12 protein-coding genes and 1 pseudogene are annotated in these 16,721 nt (G+C 66.8%); 6 read left to right on the forward strand and 7 right to left on the reverse strand.

What is annotated here, in order from left to right; genetic code table 11:
• Window positions 1-331 precede the first annotated feature (331 nt).
• A complete protein-coding gene (locus tag GF405_04295) occupies window positions 332-751 on the forward strand; it encodes a universal stress protein (protein ID MBD3367386.1) in 420 nt (139 codons plus the stop codon).
• A 28-nt stretch (window positions 752-779) separates the two neighbouring features.
• Here GF405_04295 and otsB read toward each other — a convergent pair whose 3' ends face one another.
• Window positions 780-1,673, reverse strand: a complete 894-nt coding sequence (gene otsB, locus GF405_04300; GenBank protein MBD3367387.1) for a trehalose-phosphatase — start codon at window positions 1,671-1,673, stop codon at window positions 780-782.
• Window positions 1,674-1,775: 102 nt separating this feature from the next.
• A complete protein-coding gene (locus GF405_04305) occupies window positions 1,776-5,462 on the reverse strand; it encodes a T9SS type A sorting domain-containing protein (GenBank protein MBD3367388.1) in 3,687 nt (1,228 codons plus the stop codon).
• A 254-nt stretch (window positions 5,463-5,716) separates the two neighbouring features.
• On the opposite strand from GF405_04305, the gene GF405_04310 reads away from it, so the two are divergent.
• The 3 genes from GF405_04310 (at window position 5,717) to GF405_04320 (ending at window position 8,780) form a co-directional block, all read left to right on the forward strand.
• Window positions 5,717-6,619: a deoxyribonuclease IV gene (locus tag GF405_04310; protein MBD3367389.1), complete on the forward strand. Its 903-nt coding sequence runs from the start codon at window positions 5,717-5,719 to the stop codon at window positions 6,617-6,619.
• A 226-nt stretch (window positions 6,620-6,845) separates the two neighbouring features.
• Window positions 6,846-7,310 (forward strand): redoxin domain-containing protein, encoded by a 465-nt coding sequence (locus GF405_04315; protein MBD3367390.1) that lies wholly within the window; start codon window positions 6,846-6,848, stop codon window positions 7,308-7,310.
• A 6-nt stretch (window positions 7,311-7,316) separates the two neighbouring features.
• Complete coding sequence (locus GF405_04320; protein ID MBD3367391.1) at window positions 7,317-8,780, forward strand: GNAT family N-acetyltransferase; 1,464 nt, start codon at window positions 7,317-7,319, stop codon at window positions 8,778-8,780.
• Window positions 8,781-9,266: 486 nt separating this feature from the next.
• On the opposite strand, the pseudogene GF405_04325 reads toward GF405_04320, so the two are convergent.
• From GF405_04325 to GF405_04345, 5 genes and pseudogenes are all read right to left on the reverse strand, one after another.
• Window positions 9,267-11,252 (reverse strand): annotated as a pseudogene (locus tag GF405_04325) (transketolase).
• Between the two features lie 219 nt (window positions 11,253-11,471).
• Window positions 11,472-12,722 (reverse strand): MFS transporter, encoded by a 1,251-nt coding sequence (locus tag GF405_04330; protein MBD3367392.1) that lies wholly within the window; start codon window positions 12,720-12,722, stop codon window positions 11,472-11,474.
• 31 nt (window positions 12,723-12,753) lie between these two features.
• Entirely contained in the window at window positions 12,754-14,031 is a 1,278-nt protein-coding gene (hflX, locus tag GF405_04335; protein MBD3367393.1) for a GTPase HflX, read from the reverse strand.
• Window positions 14,032-14,055: 24 nt separating this feature from the next.
• Window positions 14,056-14,559, reverse strand: coding sequence for a hypothetical protein (locus GF405_04340; GenBank protein ID MBD3367394.1), 504 nt, complete (start codon window positions 14,557-14,559; stop codon window positions 14,056-14,058).
• Between the two features lie 10 nt (window positions 14,560-14,569).
• The gene (locus GF405_04345) at window positions 14,570-15,052 is read right to left on the reverse strand and encodes a hydrogenase maturation protease (GenBank protein MBD3367395.1); all 483 of its coding nucleotides are present in this window, start codon (window positions 15,050-15,052) and stop codon (window positions 14,570-14,572) included.
• Window positions 15,053-15,205: 153 nt separating this feature from the next.
• Between GF405_04345 and GF405_04350 the strand changes: the two genes are divergently transcribed.
• Both GF405_04350 and GF405_04355 read left to right on the forward strand, forming a co-directional pair.
• Window positions 15,206-15,928 (forward strand): hypothetical protein, encoded by a 723-nt coding sequence (locus tag GF405_04350; GenBank protein MBD3367396.1) that lies wholly within the window; start codon window positions 15,206-15,208, stop codon window positions 15,926-15,928.
• On the forward strand, window positions 15,876-16,721 hold an 846-nt coding region (locus tag GF405_04355; GenBank protein ID MBD3367397.1), incomplete at its 3' end, for a hypothetical protein. The genes GF405_04350 and GF405_04355, both read left to right, overlap by 53 nt.

Consider the following 16,721-nt stretch of genomic DNA (forward strand, 5'->3'; position numbering starts at 1 on the left):
CATCCGCGTCATGTTCACAACGAAACCGCTCCAGCAGTGGGGCGTCGGACGGGAGTTCCGCCGGCGCATCAAGAACACGTTCGACGAGAAGGGCATCGAGATCCCGTTCCCGCACACGACGCTCTATCTCGGCGAGGGCTCCCCGATGGACAACAGGATCCGGGTCGCGCTTTCGAGGGACGAGCCACCGAACGCCACAGGGTCGGAGCAGCAGGAAGAGCCGCCGGACACTGGAGAGTCGGAGCAACCTGAGGAGCCGCCCGCTCGGAACGACGGGTAGCGCGCGGCGCAGTGCGGGGGTCCGGCACCGCCCGGCTCCCGGGAGAGGCCCATGTTCTCGAAGATACTGATCGCTGTCGACGGCTCGCATCACGCCGACGCCGCCGTCGAAGCGGGAATCGAGCTCTCGAAGGCCGGTGACGCCGGGGTGACTCTCTGCCACGTCTCCAGCATCCCCGAGCAGTACCGCGCAGACCTCGCCGACCAGATCGAGGAGGCTCTTCTCGATGAGGGGAGGAAGATCCTCGAACACGCGCGAAGGGTCGCGGTGGAGGCCGGAGCCGAGCCGGAGACCCGGCTCGTCGAGCGTCAGCATCCGGCCGAGGCGATCGTCGCCCTCGCGTCAGAGATCGAGGCGGATCTGATCGTCGTGGGCGTCAGGGGGAAGACGACCGACGCGTTGCGGTCGATCGGTTCGGTCAGCCAGGCCGTCGCCCAGGAGGCGGAGTGCTCGGTGCTGCTGGTGCGCTAGCTGGAAGCCGCCGTGAGGCGAGGACCGTCTAGAAGGCCCCGGCCGCGATCGTCTCGAGCGACGAGAGGAACTCGTAGACCTCGTGGGGGTTCCTGACGTAGAGCGAAGCGTGGCTCGGCCGCGGGCGCTCCGACACGAGGATTCCGAAGGCGCCGGGAGGCTCCTCCTCGTGCTCCTCGGCCTGCGGGATGTACCACGGGGTGACATCCTCGCCGCCGCCGTCCCAGGAGACGACCGCCTCGAAGGCATCCTCGTCAGTCACATCGTCGCCCATCGAGATGATGAGGGTATCCTCCTCGGCCGATCTGAGAACATGCTCGATCGCGTGTCCCTTATGCCACCCGGCGGGTCGGGCCTGCATGACGCCGTCCCCGTAGAACACCTCCAGATGGTTCGACGTATCGAGAGCCCGAACGAGGGTCTCGAAGCAGTGCGTCGCCTCTCGCGCGACGGCCCGTTCCGACGAGGTCGTGTCCAGTCTGAGACTGAACCCGCTGTTCTCGACCGTCACGCCATCCATGTCCCCGAGGCATCTGTGGGCATCCAGCTCCAGATGGTGAAGCAGCCGGTCGACATGCCTGATATCGACCGGGTGCTCCAGCGGCCCGCCGTCCTCCCAGATCTCGAGGCCGCCCTGACCGATCAGCCCGAGTCCCGGGACACCGATAACCTCCCGGAGCTCGTGAACGCTCCGTGAGCTCATCACGTACACCGAGAACGCGTCGGAGCGGCACAACCGCGCCAGCTTGCGCCGGATGTGAGCCGCCGGACGCTCGCGCTGTCCCACGCCGGGCTCCACCAGCGTTCCTCCGTAGTCGAGGAACAGGTGTACACCGAATGCGTCGTTCAGGGCGCGCGCCAGCTTCTCGGCATCCTCGGTCACATGCTTCGGATACGCGAGCCCCTTGACACGGGTGACCATGGCTCTCCCACACGGAGCCGGTCCGCCCGGCGGACCGACAAAGAAAAGGGGCGGAGGGTATGCGGTCGAGCTTACACCCCTCCGCCCCTCGATGAGAAGCGACTACTTCAGGAGGACCATCCGCCGCTTCGCCGAGTGCTCGCCGGCGTCGATGCGGTAGAGGTAGACGCCGCTCGCCACGGAGCGGCCCGCGTCGTCGGTGCCGTCCCACGTGACCGAACGGAGCCCGGCCTCCTGCTCCTCGTCAACAAGCGTCCGGACCTTGCGGCCGGCGATGTTGTAGACCTCGACCGTGACCTTCGCCTGCTCCGGAAGCGAGTACCGGATCACCGTCGTCGGGTTGAACGGGTTCGGAGCGTTCTGCCTGAGCTCGAAGGCGACCGGAGTGATCTCGCCGCCCTCGATGCCCGTCGTCGACGTGGTCACGATGTTGACGTCGTCGACGTACCAGCCCTCCTCCGTGACGTAGCCGTCGGAGGCGAACCGGAAACGAACCTGGATCGTCTCACCCTCGTACGAGGAGAGATCGAAGGTCTCCTGGCGCCACGTGAAGTACCCGGACCAGCAGGGCGTGCCCTCCGGCAGAGGGTTTGCCGGGTTCGAGTTCTTCGTGTGTGAGTATCCGCCGTCGGGTGTCAGCGTGCTCCACGTCGTGCCGCCGTCCGTCGAGATCTCGACCAGGCAGCAGTCCCAGGCCGACGTCGAGGACTCCTCCTCGGCATCGAGCCAGTGCCAGAACGTCATCTCGCCGTCAGCCCCGATGCACATCGGCTTCGTGACGAGGCCGCCGTCGGCGGAGTCGGAGTAGTTGCCCGACCCGGCGCCGCCGAACTTCCAGCTGGTGGAGGCCGAGTGCGAACGGTAGGTCTCCATGTGCCAGTCGTCCGTGAAGCCGCCGGAGATGTTCGAGTGCGTCCAGTCGCCCGGGCCGCTCTCAAAGTCGTCCGCGAAGCTCGCTGTGGCCGTGCGCAGCGTGAACTGCGCAGATGTCGCGTAGCCCCAGTTGCCGGTGACGTCGACGTCGAACGACACCTCGTAGTCGCCCGGGCAGTCGGGCAGCAGCGTGATGGAGAAGCCGCTGAACGTCCCGCTCGATCCGCTCGTGATGAACGGCACGTTCGCGGTCGCCTCGTTGATCTGTACGTACGGATCGCTCGACGTGAGCGTGCCGGTCAGTCCGGTGGCCGTCGCGCTGCCGTCGTTCGTCATCACGACGGACAGATCGATCGTCTCACCTGCCTCCATGCAGCCGTTGCCGTTCCCACCATACAGTGGGTCGTCGGCGTCGGACGAGACGAAGGCGAGCTCGGGCGCGGCGATGGGCACCGCGAACGAGGACCCCCACGTCGCGCGGTTGCCGTCGGTGATCACAAGATCGAACATGATCGTCTCACCGTCGGGTGTTGTCGGGTCGATCTCGACGACGAAGCCGTCGGGACCTGTCACCGAGCTGCCGGCGCCTATGTCTCCGTAGGTCTCGGTGTCGTCCAGCAGCGTCACGCGACCGGAACCGGTCGAGAGCGTCGCGACCACGCCCGTGGCGGGGTCGACGCCGTAGTTCGTCAGTGTGACGAACAGCTCGAGGGTCTCGCCGGCGTTGGCAGCGCCGTTGTCGTTGCCGTTGCTCTCGTCCAGCGTGTCGTCATCGATCGTGTGCGAGTCGTAGGCCACGTAGGGACCGGAGGCGGGCATCACGGGAATCGTGACCGTCTCGTCGAGCCGATCGTGCGCGGTGGCCTTGATGTTCAGCATGCCCGTTCCGGACAGATCGGGCGACAACGTGACCATGCCGAGCGCATCGGTGATACCCGAGTCGTACATGGTGTGGTCGTCCGCGTAGGTGACCACGCGGGCACCCGCGACCGGGGCTCTCGAGGCGTCAGTCACCGTGAACGTGACATCGGGCTGTCCGACGAAGACCGAGTCGGCACCCGAGATCGTCATCGTCGTCGGCTCGGCCGTCCACAGGTGGAGAGCCGGATCGCCGAACACGTTCAGCTGGTAGTGACACCAGCGGTTGGCGCCGTAGTTGATCGCCCAGATGACGTCGACCTTCGAGTCGTCGTTGGCGTCGGCAATCGAGTAGATGCCCTCGGCGAACATCGCGTCGAAGAACTCGCGGTCGAAGTACTGCGACGAGCCGTCGGTGCCGCCCGGGTCGCCCCAGCCGTACCGGCTGTTCATGATCGTCGCGACGGCGCCGTCGTCGTCCGTGGCGAAGAGCTCGGCGAAGCAGTCGTCGGTGTAGCTCCCAGGGCTCGTCGTACGGTCGTCGAACGAGCCGCAGTAACAGCCCTGGCTGTAGACGAAGTTGTACGAGTGGACCGTTCCGTCATTGTCGAACGACGGGATGTCCGAGTTTACGAGCTTCATCGAGTAGGTCGTGTTGCAGTGCCCGAGGTGGTTCACGATGTTCATGCCGCTCTCGAGCGTGTTGATGAGCTCGGTGTCCGACCACGTGTAGTCGCGGTCGTAGAGCGTGCCGACGTTCATCGTGCCGGGGAAGCCGACCGTCGTGTAGCCGTTGGCCGACGAACCGTCCTTGATCTGGTCCTTGTAGGTTCCGCCGTACGTGAGAGGGCTCGACCAGAGCAGCTCACCGACCATGATCGCCTCGTCGCACTCCGCGACGACCGGCTGCTCCGTGTAGCGCATGGCCTTCGTTACCGACTGCGTGACGTCGTCCGCGTTCGAGACGCAGAAGCGCCCGATGCCAAGGTCCGGGTAGTAGTCCGGATCGTCGGACCCCGCCTCGCCGTAGTACGAGTCGCCGTCCGCGTTCCAGTTTCCGTCGAGCGACGAGTAGTAGCAGTCGCCCGGGATATCGGTATCCACGTCGCCGTAGCCGCTCGCGTACAGTCCGCGGTGCGGGATGCCGTTCGCGTCTCGGGCGTCACCGACGAGCAGCACGTACTCGACCGGCCAGGTGTTGTAAGCGTCGACGATGAACTCTCGGATCTTCTCCTGGTCGTCGGCACCGGAGTAGTTGGAGCTGATCCAGGAGCGCAGGAAGACGCCGGCCTTGAGTCCCCGCTCCGTCTGGTAGTCGACGAAGTCCGTGAGATAGCCGTCCCACGAGTCCGTCGTGACGATGATGTAGCGATAGTCGAGAGCCGGGTCGAGCGAGCGGCTCGCGGGAGGTGCGGGATCGATTGCGGCGTACTGCGACGCCTCGTAGGCATTGTCGACCATGCGGGCCAGCGCCGACAGCGTGCGGTCATCGTGCCTGATCATGCGCTCGACGTCGGCGATCCCGGCGCGGGTGGTCTCGGTCCGCACGGTGACCTCGAAGCTCGTGTAGTAGGCGACAGCGCCGGTGGCTGGGTCGAACTCGACCGGATGCAGCGGAACGTTGGCGATCGAGTAGCCCCGGTACGAACCGACGACCGGCTCACCGTGGAGAGCGTCCGGCAGCACGCCTCGGCCGGCGTAGTCGGCGGGCACCATCTCGACCGGCCCCTCGTGCGACAGCGGATACTGCCGCTGTCCGGGTCGGACCGTGTAGCCGTCGCCGAGGACGATGCGTTGGCCGGGGCTGATCGTGATCTCCGAGACCGTCTCACCCGGCGGCAGCAGCAGCCGTGCGCCCTTCATCGGAAGCACCGGCTGTCCGGGCTCGCCGTGGCTCCACGCGCCGCGCATCGTGACATTGTGGTATTCGCCGTCGTATTCGATCACGGGCTCGGCGAAGTCGTATCGATAGGTGACGACGCCTGCACCGGCGACGCCTGCGAAGCACACACCGAGGACCACGAGGGCCACCGATGCCATGCGGGCGGTCACGCTCATGTCTCTTCCTCCCCGTGTATCGCCGGACGAAGCCGGTGACGGCTCGGCCCGAGCTGCCTCCGGGGACCCTGCGCGGTCCCCGTCATCACTATCATCCGTTCAAGAGGACCCTCGTCGTTGGATAAGCGAGTCCGTCACTGTTTACGGCGAGTGTCCGCTCCGCGACGTATTCGCCGTAACCTATGATAGATTATACCACTTAGCAAGGTCCCTCGCAACGCTGAACCGCCCATGCTAGACTCTGTCCGACGATTATGAGGAGCGGTTCAATGCGATTCGGCATTCATGTTCCCAGACAGCGGACGCTTCAGGCCACCGCGCGGTACGCCGTGGAGTGCGGCTGCGAGGCCATCCAGGTCTTCTCCGGCAACCCGATGGGCTGGCGAACGGGCCGCCTCGACAGCGAGGACAGGGATGCGTTCATCTCGACCCTGGACGGCGCCGGCGTTCGGCCGGTTGTCGTTCATTCACCCTACCTCATAAACGCTGCGGGCCCCTCGCGCAAGCTGCGGGCGCGTTCTCTTCGCGCCATCGTGGACGGGCTGGAGCGGACAGTGGCGCTCTCCGCCGGCTTCTTCGTCATCCACGCCGGAAACCACATGGGCGACGGCTCGGCCCGTGGCACGGAGCGGGCCGTTCGGATGATCGGCAGAGCCCTCGAGAAGGGCCCGGCGAGCGCCGTTCTCGCCGTCGAGAACGGGGCCGGCAAGGGAACGGAGATCGGTACCACGGTCGATGAACTCGACGCCCTCGTTTCCCCCTTTCCCGCAGATCGCATCGGGTTCCTGCTGGACACGGCCCACCTGTGGGCCATGGGCCACGACCTGAGAAAGACCGACGCGTGGTCGAGGCTCCTCGAGGCCGTGGATCGCGGCCCCGGGCTCGAGAGGCTCCTCGCGATCCACGGGAACGACTCACATGCCGAGCTGGGCTCGCGGGTCGACCGTCACGCCCTCTGGACTGAGGGCCGCATGGGCAGGCGCGGCCTGCGGGAGCTCGTCCGCAGAAGCGAACTCGAGGAGACCGCGGTCATCTTCGAGATCCCGCTCGACACGGCAGAGGCCAACAGGCGGCGGAACCGGTCGATGCGCCGTCTTGAGCGGCGCGTGGGCAGCCGGTTTCGAAGCCCCGACGGACGGACTCGAGGCCCCTCCTGAAGCCCGCCTCTGCGGCCGGTACTTGCCACGAACCAGCGGGCCACGGTACAATGGACGAACCCCGTACGAAGACCGTCTCGTCGGCTCCGTGGGTGGTCGGGCGCGGCCAGAGCGTCAGGTCACCGGGCGAACGCGTACGCCCGGGAGCCGGGCTGTCGAGCGGCTCAGCAATCCGATCACGTCCGTCGAGCCCCGGCGGACGCTTTCCGATACACCGGAGGCCGAGATGCCTACATCACTGAAGCCGGGTGACGGGGCGCCGGAGTTCTCGGCGCCGACCGGGGACGGCGACACCGTCTCCCTGGCAGATTTCATCGGGAAGGGTGACGTCGTGCTCTACTTCTATCCGAGGGACAACACGCCGGGCTGTACGCGGGAGGCCCGGGCCTTCAGAGACGCCGCCGTGGAGATTCGGTCGAGGGGCGCGGAGATCGTCGGGGTCAGCACCAACAGCGAGGGGTCGCACAGGCGCTTCGCGGCCAACCAGGAGCTCAACTTCCCGCTGCTCGCCGACACGGACGGTTCGATTGCGGCCGCGTACGGTGTCCTGAAGCCCAACGGCAGGACGGCGGAACGTGCCACATTCCTCGTCGATCGCAAGGGCGTCGTCCGGCGCGTCTGGCCGAAGGTCACGGTCAAGGGACATGCGCAGGAGGTCACGCGGGCGATCGACGAGATGAGAGAGGACTGACACGACGTGGCGAAGCGCGGCAGGAAGAAGCCGAGACTGAAGGTCCGGCGCGCCCGACCGGAGGACCGCGGGGCGATCCTCGAGCTGTCGAAGCACATCTGGGGCGGCGACGACTATCTGCCGCTCGTCTGGGACCACTGGCTGGAGGACGAGGAGGGTGTGCTGCTCACCGTGCTCCACAAGGGTCGACCCGTCGGGATGTCAAAGGTGACGCTCCTCGCGCCCGGAGAGGTCTGGCTGGAGGGATTGAGACTTCACCCCGACCTGCAGGGGCAGGGTCTTTCCTCCCAGATCAACAGGGTCTCCTACCGCGAGGCGCAGAAGCTCAACCCGAAGACCATCCGGTACTCGACGGGCGCCGGCAACGAGGCCTCCCGCCGTCTGGCGGAGCACCGCGGGTTCTGGCAGGTCGGAAGGGCTCTCTGGCTGTGGGGCGCCGCGAAGCGCCAGCGACCCGCCGGCCGCGTCGCGGAGCTCTCCGACGTCGACCGCGTCTACCGGTTCGCCCTGGAGTCCCTGAGCCTCGCGTCGACCAGCGGCCTCTTCGCAACGGGATGGCGCTTCCGCTCCCTCACGCGGTCGCTCGTGAAGGAGCTTGTCGAGAAGGGCCGTGTGCTGATCATCACGCGCAGAGGCTCGCTGAAGGCCGCCGCCATGTGGGACGAGGCCCACGTGGACAAGGACATCTGCCTGGGGTTCGTCGACGGTTCGGAAGCACACATCCGCGCGCTCGCCGGTGACATCCTGGCGACAGCCGAGGCCGCCGGGCAGCCCGACGCGAGCGCGATGCTCCCCCACGGCCCGGCGGAGATCGTCCGCGACGCAGGGTTCGATCTGGAGCCCCCCGGTCGCTGCGTCGTCTACGAGGAGGGCGCCAGGGGCTTCCCTGACGAGGGAGAGGGCTTCGAGGAGCACATGCAGCGCGTCGTCCGCAGGTCCGGCAGCGACGTGGCCGACGCGATCGTGGAGAAACTCGTCGAGTCATCTCCCCGCGCGGTCCTGCCCGAGAACGTCCGGGACTTCGTTCACCGCACCATGGTCCCCGACTCGACCAGACGGCTCTACAACGCCATCGGACCGGTCGAGGACCTCCTGCGGTCATTCGAGCTCAGAAACGCCTTCCGGGCCGCGATCGATGCGCTCGTCGAACACATGGGGCTCTCGGAGGAGCATCTGACGACCGGGACCGCCAGCGTCTCGTTCGCGTACGGCGGCGAGCAGGTGGCTGCGTTTCGCGTCTACCGGGAGACCTTTCATCTCAGGCTGGGGCCGGGCGCAGGCCCCTGGTACGACCCATCGGACCCGCCGGCCCTGACGTCCATAGAGCCCGTCGCATCGACGAAGGACCGCCGGAGCGGGCGGTTCGCAGAGGTGAAGCTGGCCTACACAAAGGGCGACGACCGCGATGCGCTGGTGGCTCTCGTGGCCGACATGGCGGCTGCCTTCGAGGCGCACGTCCGCTCCTCCTGAACGTGAGGTCCCGGAACACGAACGGGCCGCCCCCGGGGGGGCGGCCCGTCGCTGCGTCTCGGTGCGGCGCTGAGCGCGCTGCTACTTCTTTCTGCGGCTCCGCGACCTCGTCGCCTTCTTTCTGGTCGTCTTCTTCGCCGTCTTCCGCTTCGGCGCCGACTTCTTCTTCGCAGCCTTCTTCGCCGTCTTCCGCTTCGGCGCCGACTTCTTCTTCGCAGCCTTCTTCGCCGTCTTCCGCTTCGGCGCCGACCTCGTCTTCGCAGCCTTCTTCGCCGTCTTCCGCTTCGGCGCCGACTTCTTCTTCGCAGCCTTCTTCGCCGTCTTCTTCTTCGTCGCCTTCCCGACCGTCTTCTTCGCGCCGGCAGCGGCCTCCCTCGCAGCCTTCTTCGCCGCCCGCTCGATCTCCCGCTCGACCTTCCGAGCGGCCTTCTCCGCCTTCTCGGCCGCGCTCATGAGGCGGTCGACCTTGAGATCGTAGAGCCGCTTGGCTTCCACGGCGATGTGCTCAGCGGAGACCTCGAACTCCTTCACGAGCTCCCACGGCTTCCCGGACTCACCGAAGCGGTCCTTGACGCCGACCATGCCCATGATGATGGGCTTGCCGTAGGCCTTCTCGGACTGCGCAACGACGGCGGCCACCTTGTTGCCGAAGCCGCCGACCTGGTGTTCCTCGGCGGAGACGACGACGCCCGTGTCGACGGCCGCACGCTCGATGCTCTTCTCGTCGAGGGGCTTGACCGTGTGGACGTTCAGCACGCGCGTCTCGATGTCGTACTCGTTCTTGAGGATCCACGCGGCACGCATCGCCTCGGGGACGGACGGCCCGCAGGCGACGATCGCGATATCCTCGCCCTCGTTCTTGTACTTCGTTGCCAGCGTGTGCTCGAACGCGTCCTTGAAGTTCTTCCTCTCTCCGCGGAACCGGATGACGTTGGCCCGACCCCACTTGTACGGGGTGTCCATGTCCGTGACGACAGGCGTCGCCTCGCGGGCGAACCGGACGTACTTCGGTCCCTTGACCTTGAAGAGCAGGTGCTCCGTGGCCCGCTTCGTCTCGACCGCGTCGCACGGGACCTCCACGTTCATGTTCGGGAGGCCGCACATCTGGAAGAGCTCCTCGAGCGCCTGGTGCGTGGCGCCGTCGGGGCCGACGGAGACGCCGCCGTGCGCTCCTGCGATCATCACGTTGAACTCGCCGTAGCAGACGGTCGTCCGGAGCTGGTCGAGATTCCGGCCCGACGCGAAGACACCGTAGGTCCCGAACACCGGCAGCTTGCCCTCTCTGGCCAGACCCGCCGCGACGGCCGTGCCCGACTGCTCGGAGATGCCCATGGAGAACCATCGATCCTCGCGCTCGGGGTGGTTCTCGTAGAACTGGCTGATCGTGATCGAACCCGAGATGTCGGCGCCGAGACAGACGACCCGCTCGTCGTCGCCGCGGTCGGCGAGCGCGCGGCCGAACCCCTTGCGCGTCGGGTCCATGTCGACCTGCATCCGCTTCGTCTCGTTCCAGAAGTAGTTCTGAGAAAAGGACGGCTGCTTGGCCTCGAGCTGCTTCTCGGCCTTCTTCTGGTGCCGCTCCGCCTTCGAGAGCATGCGCTTGACAGGGATCTTCTTCTCCAGCCCGAGCTGCTCCAGAGCGTTCCACATCTGGTCCATGCTCGGGGGCTTGCCGTGCCAGCCGGCGACGTCCTCCATGAAGTCGACGCCCTTGCCCTTGGTCGTGTTGGCGAGGATGAGGGTCGGCTTACCCTTGATGCCCTTCGCCTCCTCGAAGGCGTTCACGATCTCGGCCATGTTGTGGCCGTCGATCTCGAGCACCTCCCAGTGGAACGAGCGGTACTTGTCAACGAGCGGGTCGACCCTCATCACGTCGTCGACCCATCCGTCGATCTGGAGCCTGTTCTTGTCGATGATGCCGCAGAGGTTATCGAGGCCGTAGTGCCCGGCCTCCATCGCGGCCTCCCAGATCTGGCCCTCCTGCTGCTCTCCGTCACCCATCAGGCAGTAGACGCGATAGTCCTTGTCGTCGAGCCGCCCGGCGATGGCGCTGCCGACGGCGAGCGAGAGTCCCTGTCCGAGCGAGCCCGTGGAGGCCTCGACGCCCTTGAGCTTCAGCCAGTGCGGATGGCCCTGGTACGGAGCGTAGAGCTTCCTGAGTCTCACGACGTCCTCGACGTCGAAGAACCCCGCCATCCCGAGACCGATGTAGAGCGAGGGTGCCTTGTGGCCCGCCGACCAGTAGATGCGGTCGCGGTCACCCCACTCGGGCTTCTCCGGATCGTGATCGGCGACATGAAGGTAGAGCGCCGCCGTGATGTCCATGATCGACAGCGTGCCGCCCGAGTGTCCCGAGCCGGCCGCGGCCAGCGAAACGAGGTTGTAGCCGCGCATGAGATTCGCGGCCTCGGTCAGCTCCTCGACCGTGTACGCCCTGCGGATCTTCCCCGTCTTCGAGTTCCGAATCGCCATGCGTCCCTAGCCTCCTGTCGCGTCGTCGTGCCCCTGCCGCTGCAATGAATGCCTGTTCACATTGGTCGGGCCCCCGTTCCCGGGGGGCCCGGTGCGTACGGGAACGGCCCATCGTCCGGGCCGTTCGAACATCCGAGGGTACCATGCCCCCGAGGCCGGTGTAAACCCCGAGGCGGGTGGCGCCGGTGCCGAACGGGCACGGACGAACGGAACCGGCTGCTAGATCTCCCGCATGCCGGGAACAGCGTAGAGCGACAGGCCGCCGATGAACAGGGCGGCGCCGGCGGTCCAGAGAATGTAGGGAATCGGGACGTGATCGGCCACGAGTCCGAAGACGGCGAACGCGAGCGGCTGGAGCCCGCCGGAGAGCGTCATCATGAAGCCGAAGACCCTCCCCCGCTTGTCGTCCGGGACCACACCCTGGATGTACGACATGATCAGGATGTTGGCGACACCCAGCGTGACGCCGACCGTGCCGATGAGCGCGAGATACGACGTGAAGTCGATGAAGACGCCCATCAGGACCATCGCGACACCGGCCAGCGCGATGCCGAGGATGATCCACGGGTGCTTCCGTCTGCGTTCCTTGAGGACCGCCAGCACGGCGGAGGCCAGGAGGAATCCGACGGAGAAAGCCGCCGTCATGACGCCGAGAGACTCAGCTCCACGCCCCAGCACCTCCTTCGTGATGAGCGGGAGGAGTATGGCGAACGGCGCCGTGAAGAAGTTCAGGATGGCCGCGATACGAAGGAAGCCGAAGATCGTCGCGTTCTCCCGGACGAAACGGTAGCCGTCGACGACGTCGGAGAGGATCCGCCTGCGTCCCTGCTCCTTCCTGACCGTCTCAGGTACCTGGATGAAGAGCTCGGAGAGCGCGGAGGCGACATACGAGAAGCCGTTCAGAAGGAAGACGCCGCCCACGCCCCAGACGGCGACGAGCACGCCTCCTAGGGCCGGGCCGGCGATCCCGGTCCCCTGTGTGACCATCTGCGACAGGGAGTTCGCGCGGGTGATCTCACTGGGACGGACGAGATTGGGGATCGTCGCGTTGACCGCCGGGCCGAAGAGGACCGACGCCAGGGATACGCCGGCCGTGGCCACGAGGATCTGCCAGACCTCGAGCGTGCCCCGGATGGCCATGACCGCGATGCCGAGGATGATCGCCCCACGGACGAAGTCCATCGCGACGATGACGACCTTCCTGTTCCACCGATCGACGTATCCTCCGGCGAACGGGCCGAAGACCACCGAGGGAATCGTCGCGAAGATGAGCACGGTGCCCATGAGGGCCGCCGAGCCGGTCGTCTCGAGAACCCACCACATGAGGGCGATGGCGTGAATGCGGTCGCCGACCTGGGAAACGAGCTGGCCGATCCAGAGCAGGAGGAAGTTCCGGTTCCTCAGGACCGCCGGTCGTCGCTCGGCCGCCTCCAGCAGCTTCCCGGGATCCTGGATGTCCTCGAAACCCATCGCTCTCTCCTGCCGGTCCCCGTAGGAAGGCTCACTCGATCTCGCTGATCTCTATGCCCTCGCCGCGCAGGCGCTCCACGTCGGGACGCGCCAGGCGGACCCGGAGAGTCGCCGTCTCGTCGTTGAAGGACCGCGAGAGCACCTCGCCCGCCTCGTATATGCGTGCGATGCCGCGTCCGTCGGTCACGGGGACCGACGCCTCGACGACGACCTCCCGGCTCTCGACGAACGCCGTGACCGCGCTCAACACCTGGTCGAGTCCCGTCCCGTCGGTCGCGCTCGTGAAGATCGCGCCCGGATAGACGCGCTCGAGGCGCGTCAGAGCGTTCTCGTCGGTCACGCGGTCGATCTTGTTGAAGACGAGACGGGTCGGCTGCTCGTCGACGCCGAGTTCCTCGAGCACCCCGTTCGCCATCTCCAGGTACCGCTCCGCGTCAGGCCGCGACACGTCTACGACATGCAGCAGCATGTCCGCCTCGACGACCTCCTCGAGCGTCGCGTGGAAACTGACGACCAGGTGGTGCGGCAGCTTCTTGATGAGTCCGACCGTGTCGGTGAGAAGCGCGGCGTGCCCGCCGGGCAGCTCGAGACGTCGCGTCGTCGGGTCGAGCGTCGCGAACAGCAGGTCCTCGGTGAAGACCTCTGCGCCGGTCAGCGCGTTCATCAGCGTCGACTTGCCGGCGTTCGTGTAGCCGACGAGCGCAACGCGGGTCTCCCTCCGCCGCTGCTTCCTCTGTTCGATCCGGTCCTTCTCGACACGGGCGAGGACCTTCTTGAGCATCTGGATCCGTGTTCGGACCAGTCGCCGGTCGGACTCGAGCTGCGTCTCGCCCGGGCCCCTCGTGCCGATGCCGCCCCCCAGCCGCTCCAGATGGTCCCACAGCCGCCTGAGCCTCGGAAGCTCGTACTCGAGCTGCGCGAGTTCGACCTGGGCCCTCGCCACCCTGGACCGCGCGCGCCTGGCGAAGATGTCCAGAATGAGCTCCGTGCGGTCGATGACCTTCAGGTCGGTGGCCTTCTCGATCTCCCGCGCCTGCGCCGGTCTCAGATCATCATCGAAAATGAGAAGGTTGGCTCCGTGGAACTCCGCCGCCTGGACGACGCGCTCGACCATGCCGCTGCCGATGTACGTCTTTCCGTCGATGCGCGTCCGGTTCTGGACGAACCTGTCGACGACGGATGCGCCCGCCGTCCGGGCGAGCTGAGCCAGCTCGTCGAGCGAGTCCTCCTCGGCCTCGACCGTCGTCTCGGGCAGGCTCACCCCGATGAGGATGGCCCGTTCCTGCTTGGGTACATAGCGTCGCCTGATGGTGTCCTCCCGCGCTGCCGGACGCTAGAGCGCTCCGGTGTCAATCTCTATCCGAACATCGCCGATGTCCGGCGACTCGAACGTACCGCCCTCGCGGAACGAGAAGGTCCTCCTGAGGGCGCCCTTCCGGATGCGGACCTCTCCTTCGAAGTCCCACTGGTGCTCCCGGCCGTCGAACAGGCCCTCGAGGGCGTCGCCGAAGCTCTCCCAGCGGACGGCGAACGGAACCTCCACGTCGACGGTCGCGCCGGCGCCGACGGCGACGTCTTCCATCCGGCGGCCCCGAGCGACCTCGCGCCGGTCGACGTCCACCGTGTACTCGACGTAGTCGATCTCCGCACCGAACGAGTTCGGGTTCGATACCTCGACAAGCAGGACGAACTCGAGGCCGTCGCTCGAGATGCCCTCGAAGTCGATGTCGCGGATGGTCATCTTCGGTTCCTCGACACTCGAGCACGACGACAGCGCCAGCATCGACGCGACCAGAAGAGTGCCGGTCAGAACTCCGGTCCAGCTGCCATGTCTCACGTCGGTCTCCCTAGGGTGTCGGGTCGCTCCGCGCGTCCAGCGCGCGGCTCAGACCCTCGATGATCTCATCGCACGCGGCGCGAACCTCGTCCGACATCGGCGCGCCCAGCCGGGTCTGCCCGGCCTGCACCGCCAGAAGCATCGTCGCGACACCGAGCTCGTCCGAGAGGGCCCGCATCAGCATCCCGAGCGGCGCGCCGTGCGTCGCGATCCCGGCGCTCTCTACGTCGTCCGGGTTCAGGAACCGGATCTCGCCGGGCGCGCCGCCGAAATCGGCCGCGTCGACCAGGAGCACCGTCTCCGCGCCGGCACGGCGGAGCGGTCCCAGGTAGTTCTCGGGGGCCTGTCCCCCGTCGAACGCCCGGTCCGGGCACCGCTCGATGAGCGCGCGGGCCACGAGGGAGCCCGCGGCGTCGTCGCCGCGCAGGTCGTTGCCGACCCCCAGCACGACGAACGGTCTCCTCAACGCATCCAGAAGGGTGCGTGTGTCCATCCTCTCTCCTTCGGAACCCGGCCGCGATGTGCCCGGTCGGTCGATTGAAGCACAGTTCCCGTCCCGAGGCCAGTCCCGCCGGTGGCGGAGCCGTCGGCGACCTCAGCGACGAGGGCCCACGGACCAGAACCGGCTTGCACACCGGGACGCGGCATGGGTATTGTGACGCGTCGGGCGAGCGGTGAATGCGGTCTCGACTCTGAGCGTCAGTCTCGCTCGTTAGGGACATTGTCAGGAGGGCCCGAAGACAGAGGGAGAACGACGATGAACCGAGTGTGGATCCGCCTTGTGATCGCCGCGTCGCTCTGTGCGCTCATCGCCGGATGCGGCGGGACGAAGGTCGAGAACGTCGATCCGACCACGGAGGGGTATATCAGCGGCCGATGGAACGACTCCGACGCGCAGGCGGTCGCCGACGAGCTGATCCCGCAGGCGCTCGACGGCGTCTGGCGGGAGGAGTTCCACATGGCGCACGGCGACAAGCCCCGCGTCGTCATCGGACAGATCGTCAACGAGACGAACGAGCATCTCAACGTCGACGTCTTCATGAACGAGCTCCAGCGCGTCCTCATCAACTCCGGGAAGATCCGGTTCGTCGCCGACGAGTCGGTCCGCGCGTCGCTCATGGAGGAGGTCGACTTCCAGCGCGACATGGCCCGCGGCGGAGGCGTGGCACCCGACGTCGACGAGGGCGTCACGGGCGCGGACTTCATGATGATGGGTACCGTATCGCAGATCGTCGATCAGGCCGACCGGGACGCCATCGTCTTCTATCAGGTCGACCTCAACCTGATCGATCTCCGGACATGGGAGAAGGTCTGGTATGGCACCGCGAAGCGGAAGCACCTCGTTTCCGGATCGAACATCCGCTTCTAGGGCCGACCTGGAAGAAACGAGACGCCGGAGAAGCGCGGGGCGCGGCCTCCGAGCCGTCCTCGCGCTCCTCCTCGCCGCGGTCGCCTGCGGCTGCGCCCAGCACGCACGCGTCATCTGCGACCCGCTGGAGAAGGCGTCCTCGGGAGACTTCGCTGCCGCGGTCTCGTCGCTCGACGAGACGAAGCTCGCCGACTCCGACCGGGACAGGTTCCTCTACCACGCCCAGCGGGGACATCTTCTCCATCTGGCCGGCGACTACGAGGCCAGCAACGCCGAGTTCGAGCGGGCCGTGGCGATCGGCGACGCGCTCGAGCCGGTGAGCGTCACCGCGACGCTCGCAGACTACACCCTCAACGAGGCGATCAAGGCCTACCCGGGCGAGGACTACGAACGCGCGTATCTTCACTACTACATGGCCCTCAACTACCTCGCCCTCGACGACCCCGAGGCGGCCCTCGTCGAGTGCCGGCGCCTCGATCTCGCGTTCCGAAGGCTCGACGCCCGCTACGAGGATGACGCGGAGCGCTTCCAGGACGACGGGTTCATCCGCTATCTCTCCGGCCTCATCTATGAATCGACGGGTCGTCTGAACGACGCCTTCGTCGATTACAAGGCCGCCGTCCGCGCGTACCGGGACGTGTTCGGACAGAGCTGCTCTCCGCCGGACGGACTCACGGCATCGCTCACGAGGGCCGGAGCCGCCCTCGGTCTGGACGACCAGGTCCGCGAGCTCCTGCCGGGGACGGGCGACTCGCTCGAGGTCGTTGGCAGAAGCAACGGGACGGCATCCGAG

The organism is Candidatus Effluviviaceae Genus V sp., from assembly GCA_014728125.1.
Classification (GTDB): domain Bacteria; phylum Joyebacterota; class Joyebacteria; order Joyebacterales; family Joyebacteraceae; genus WJMD01.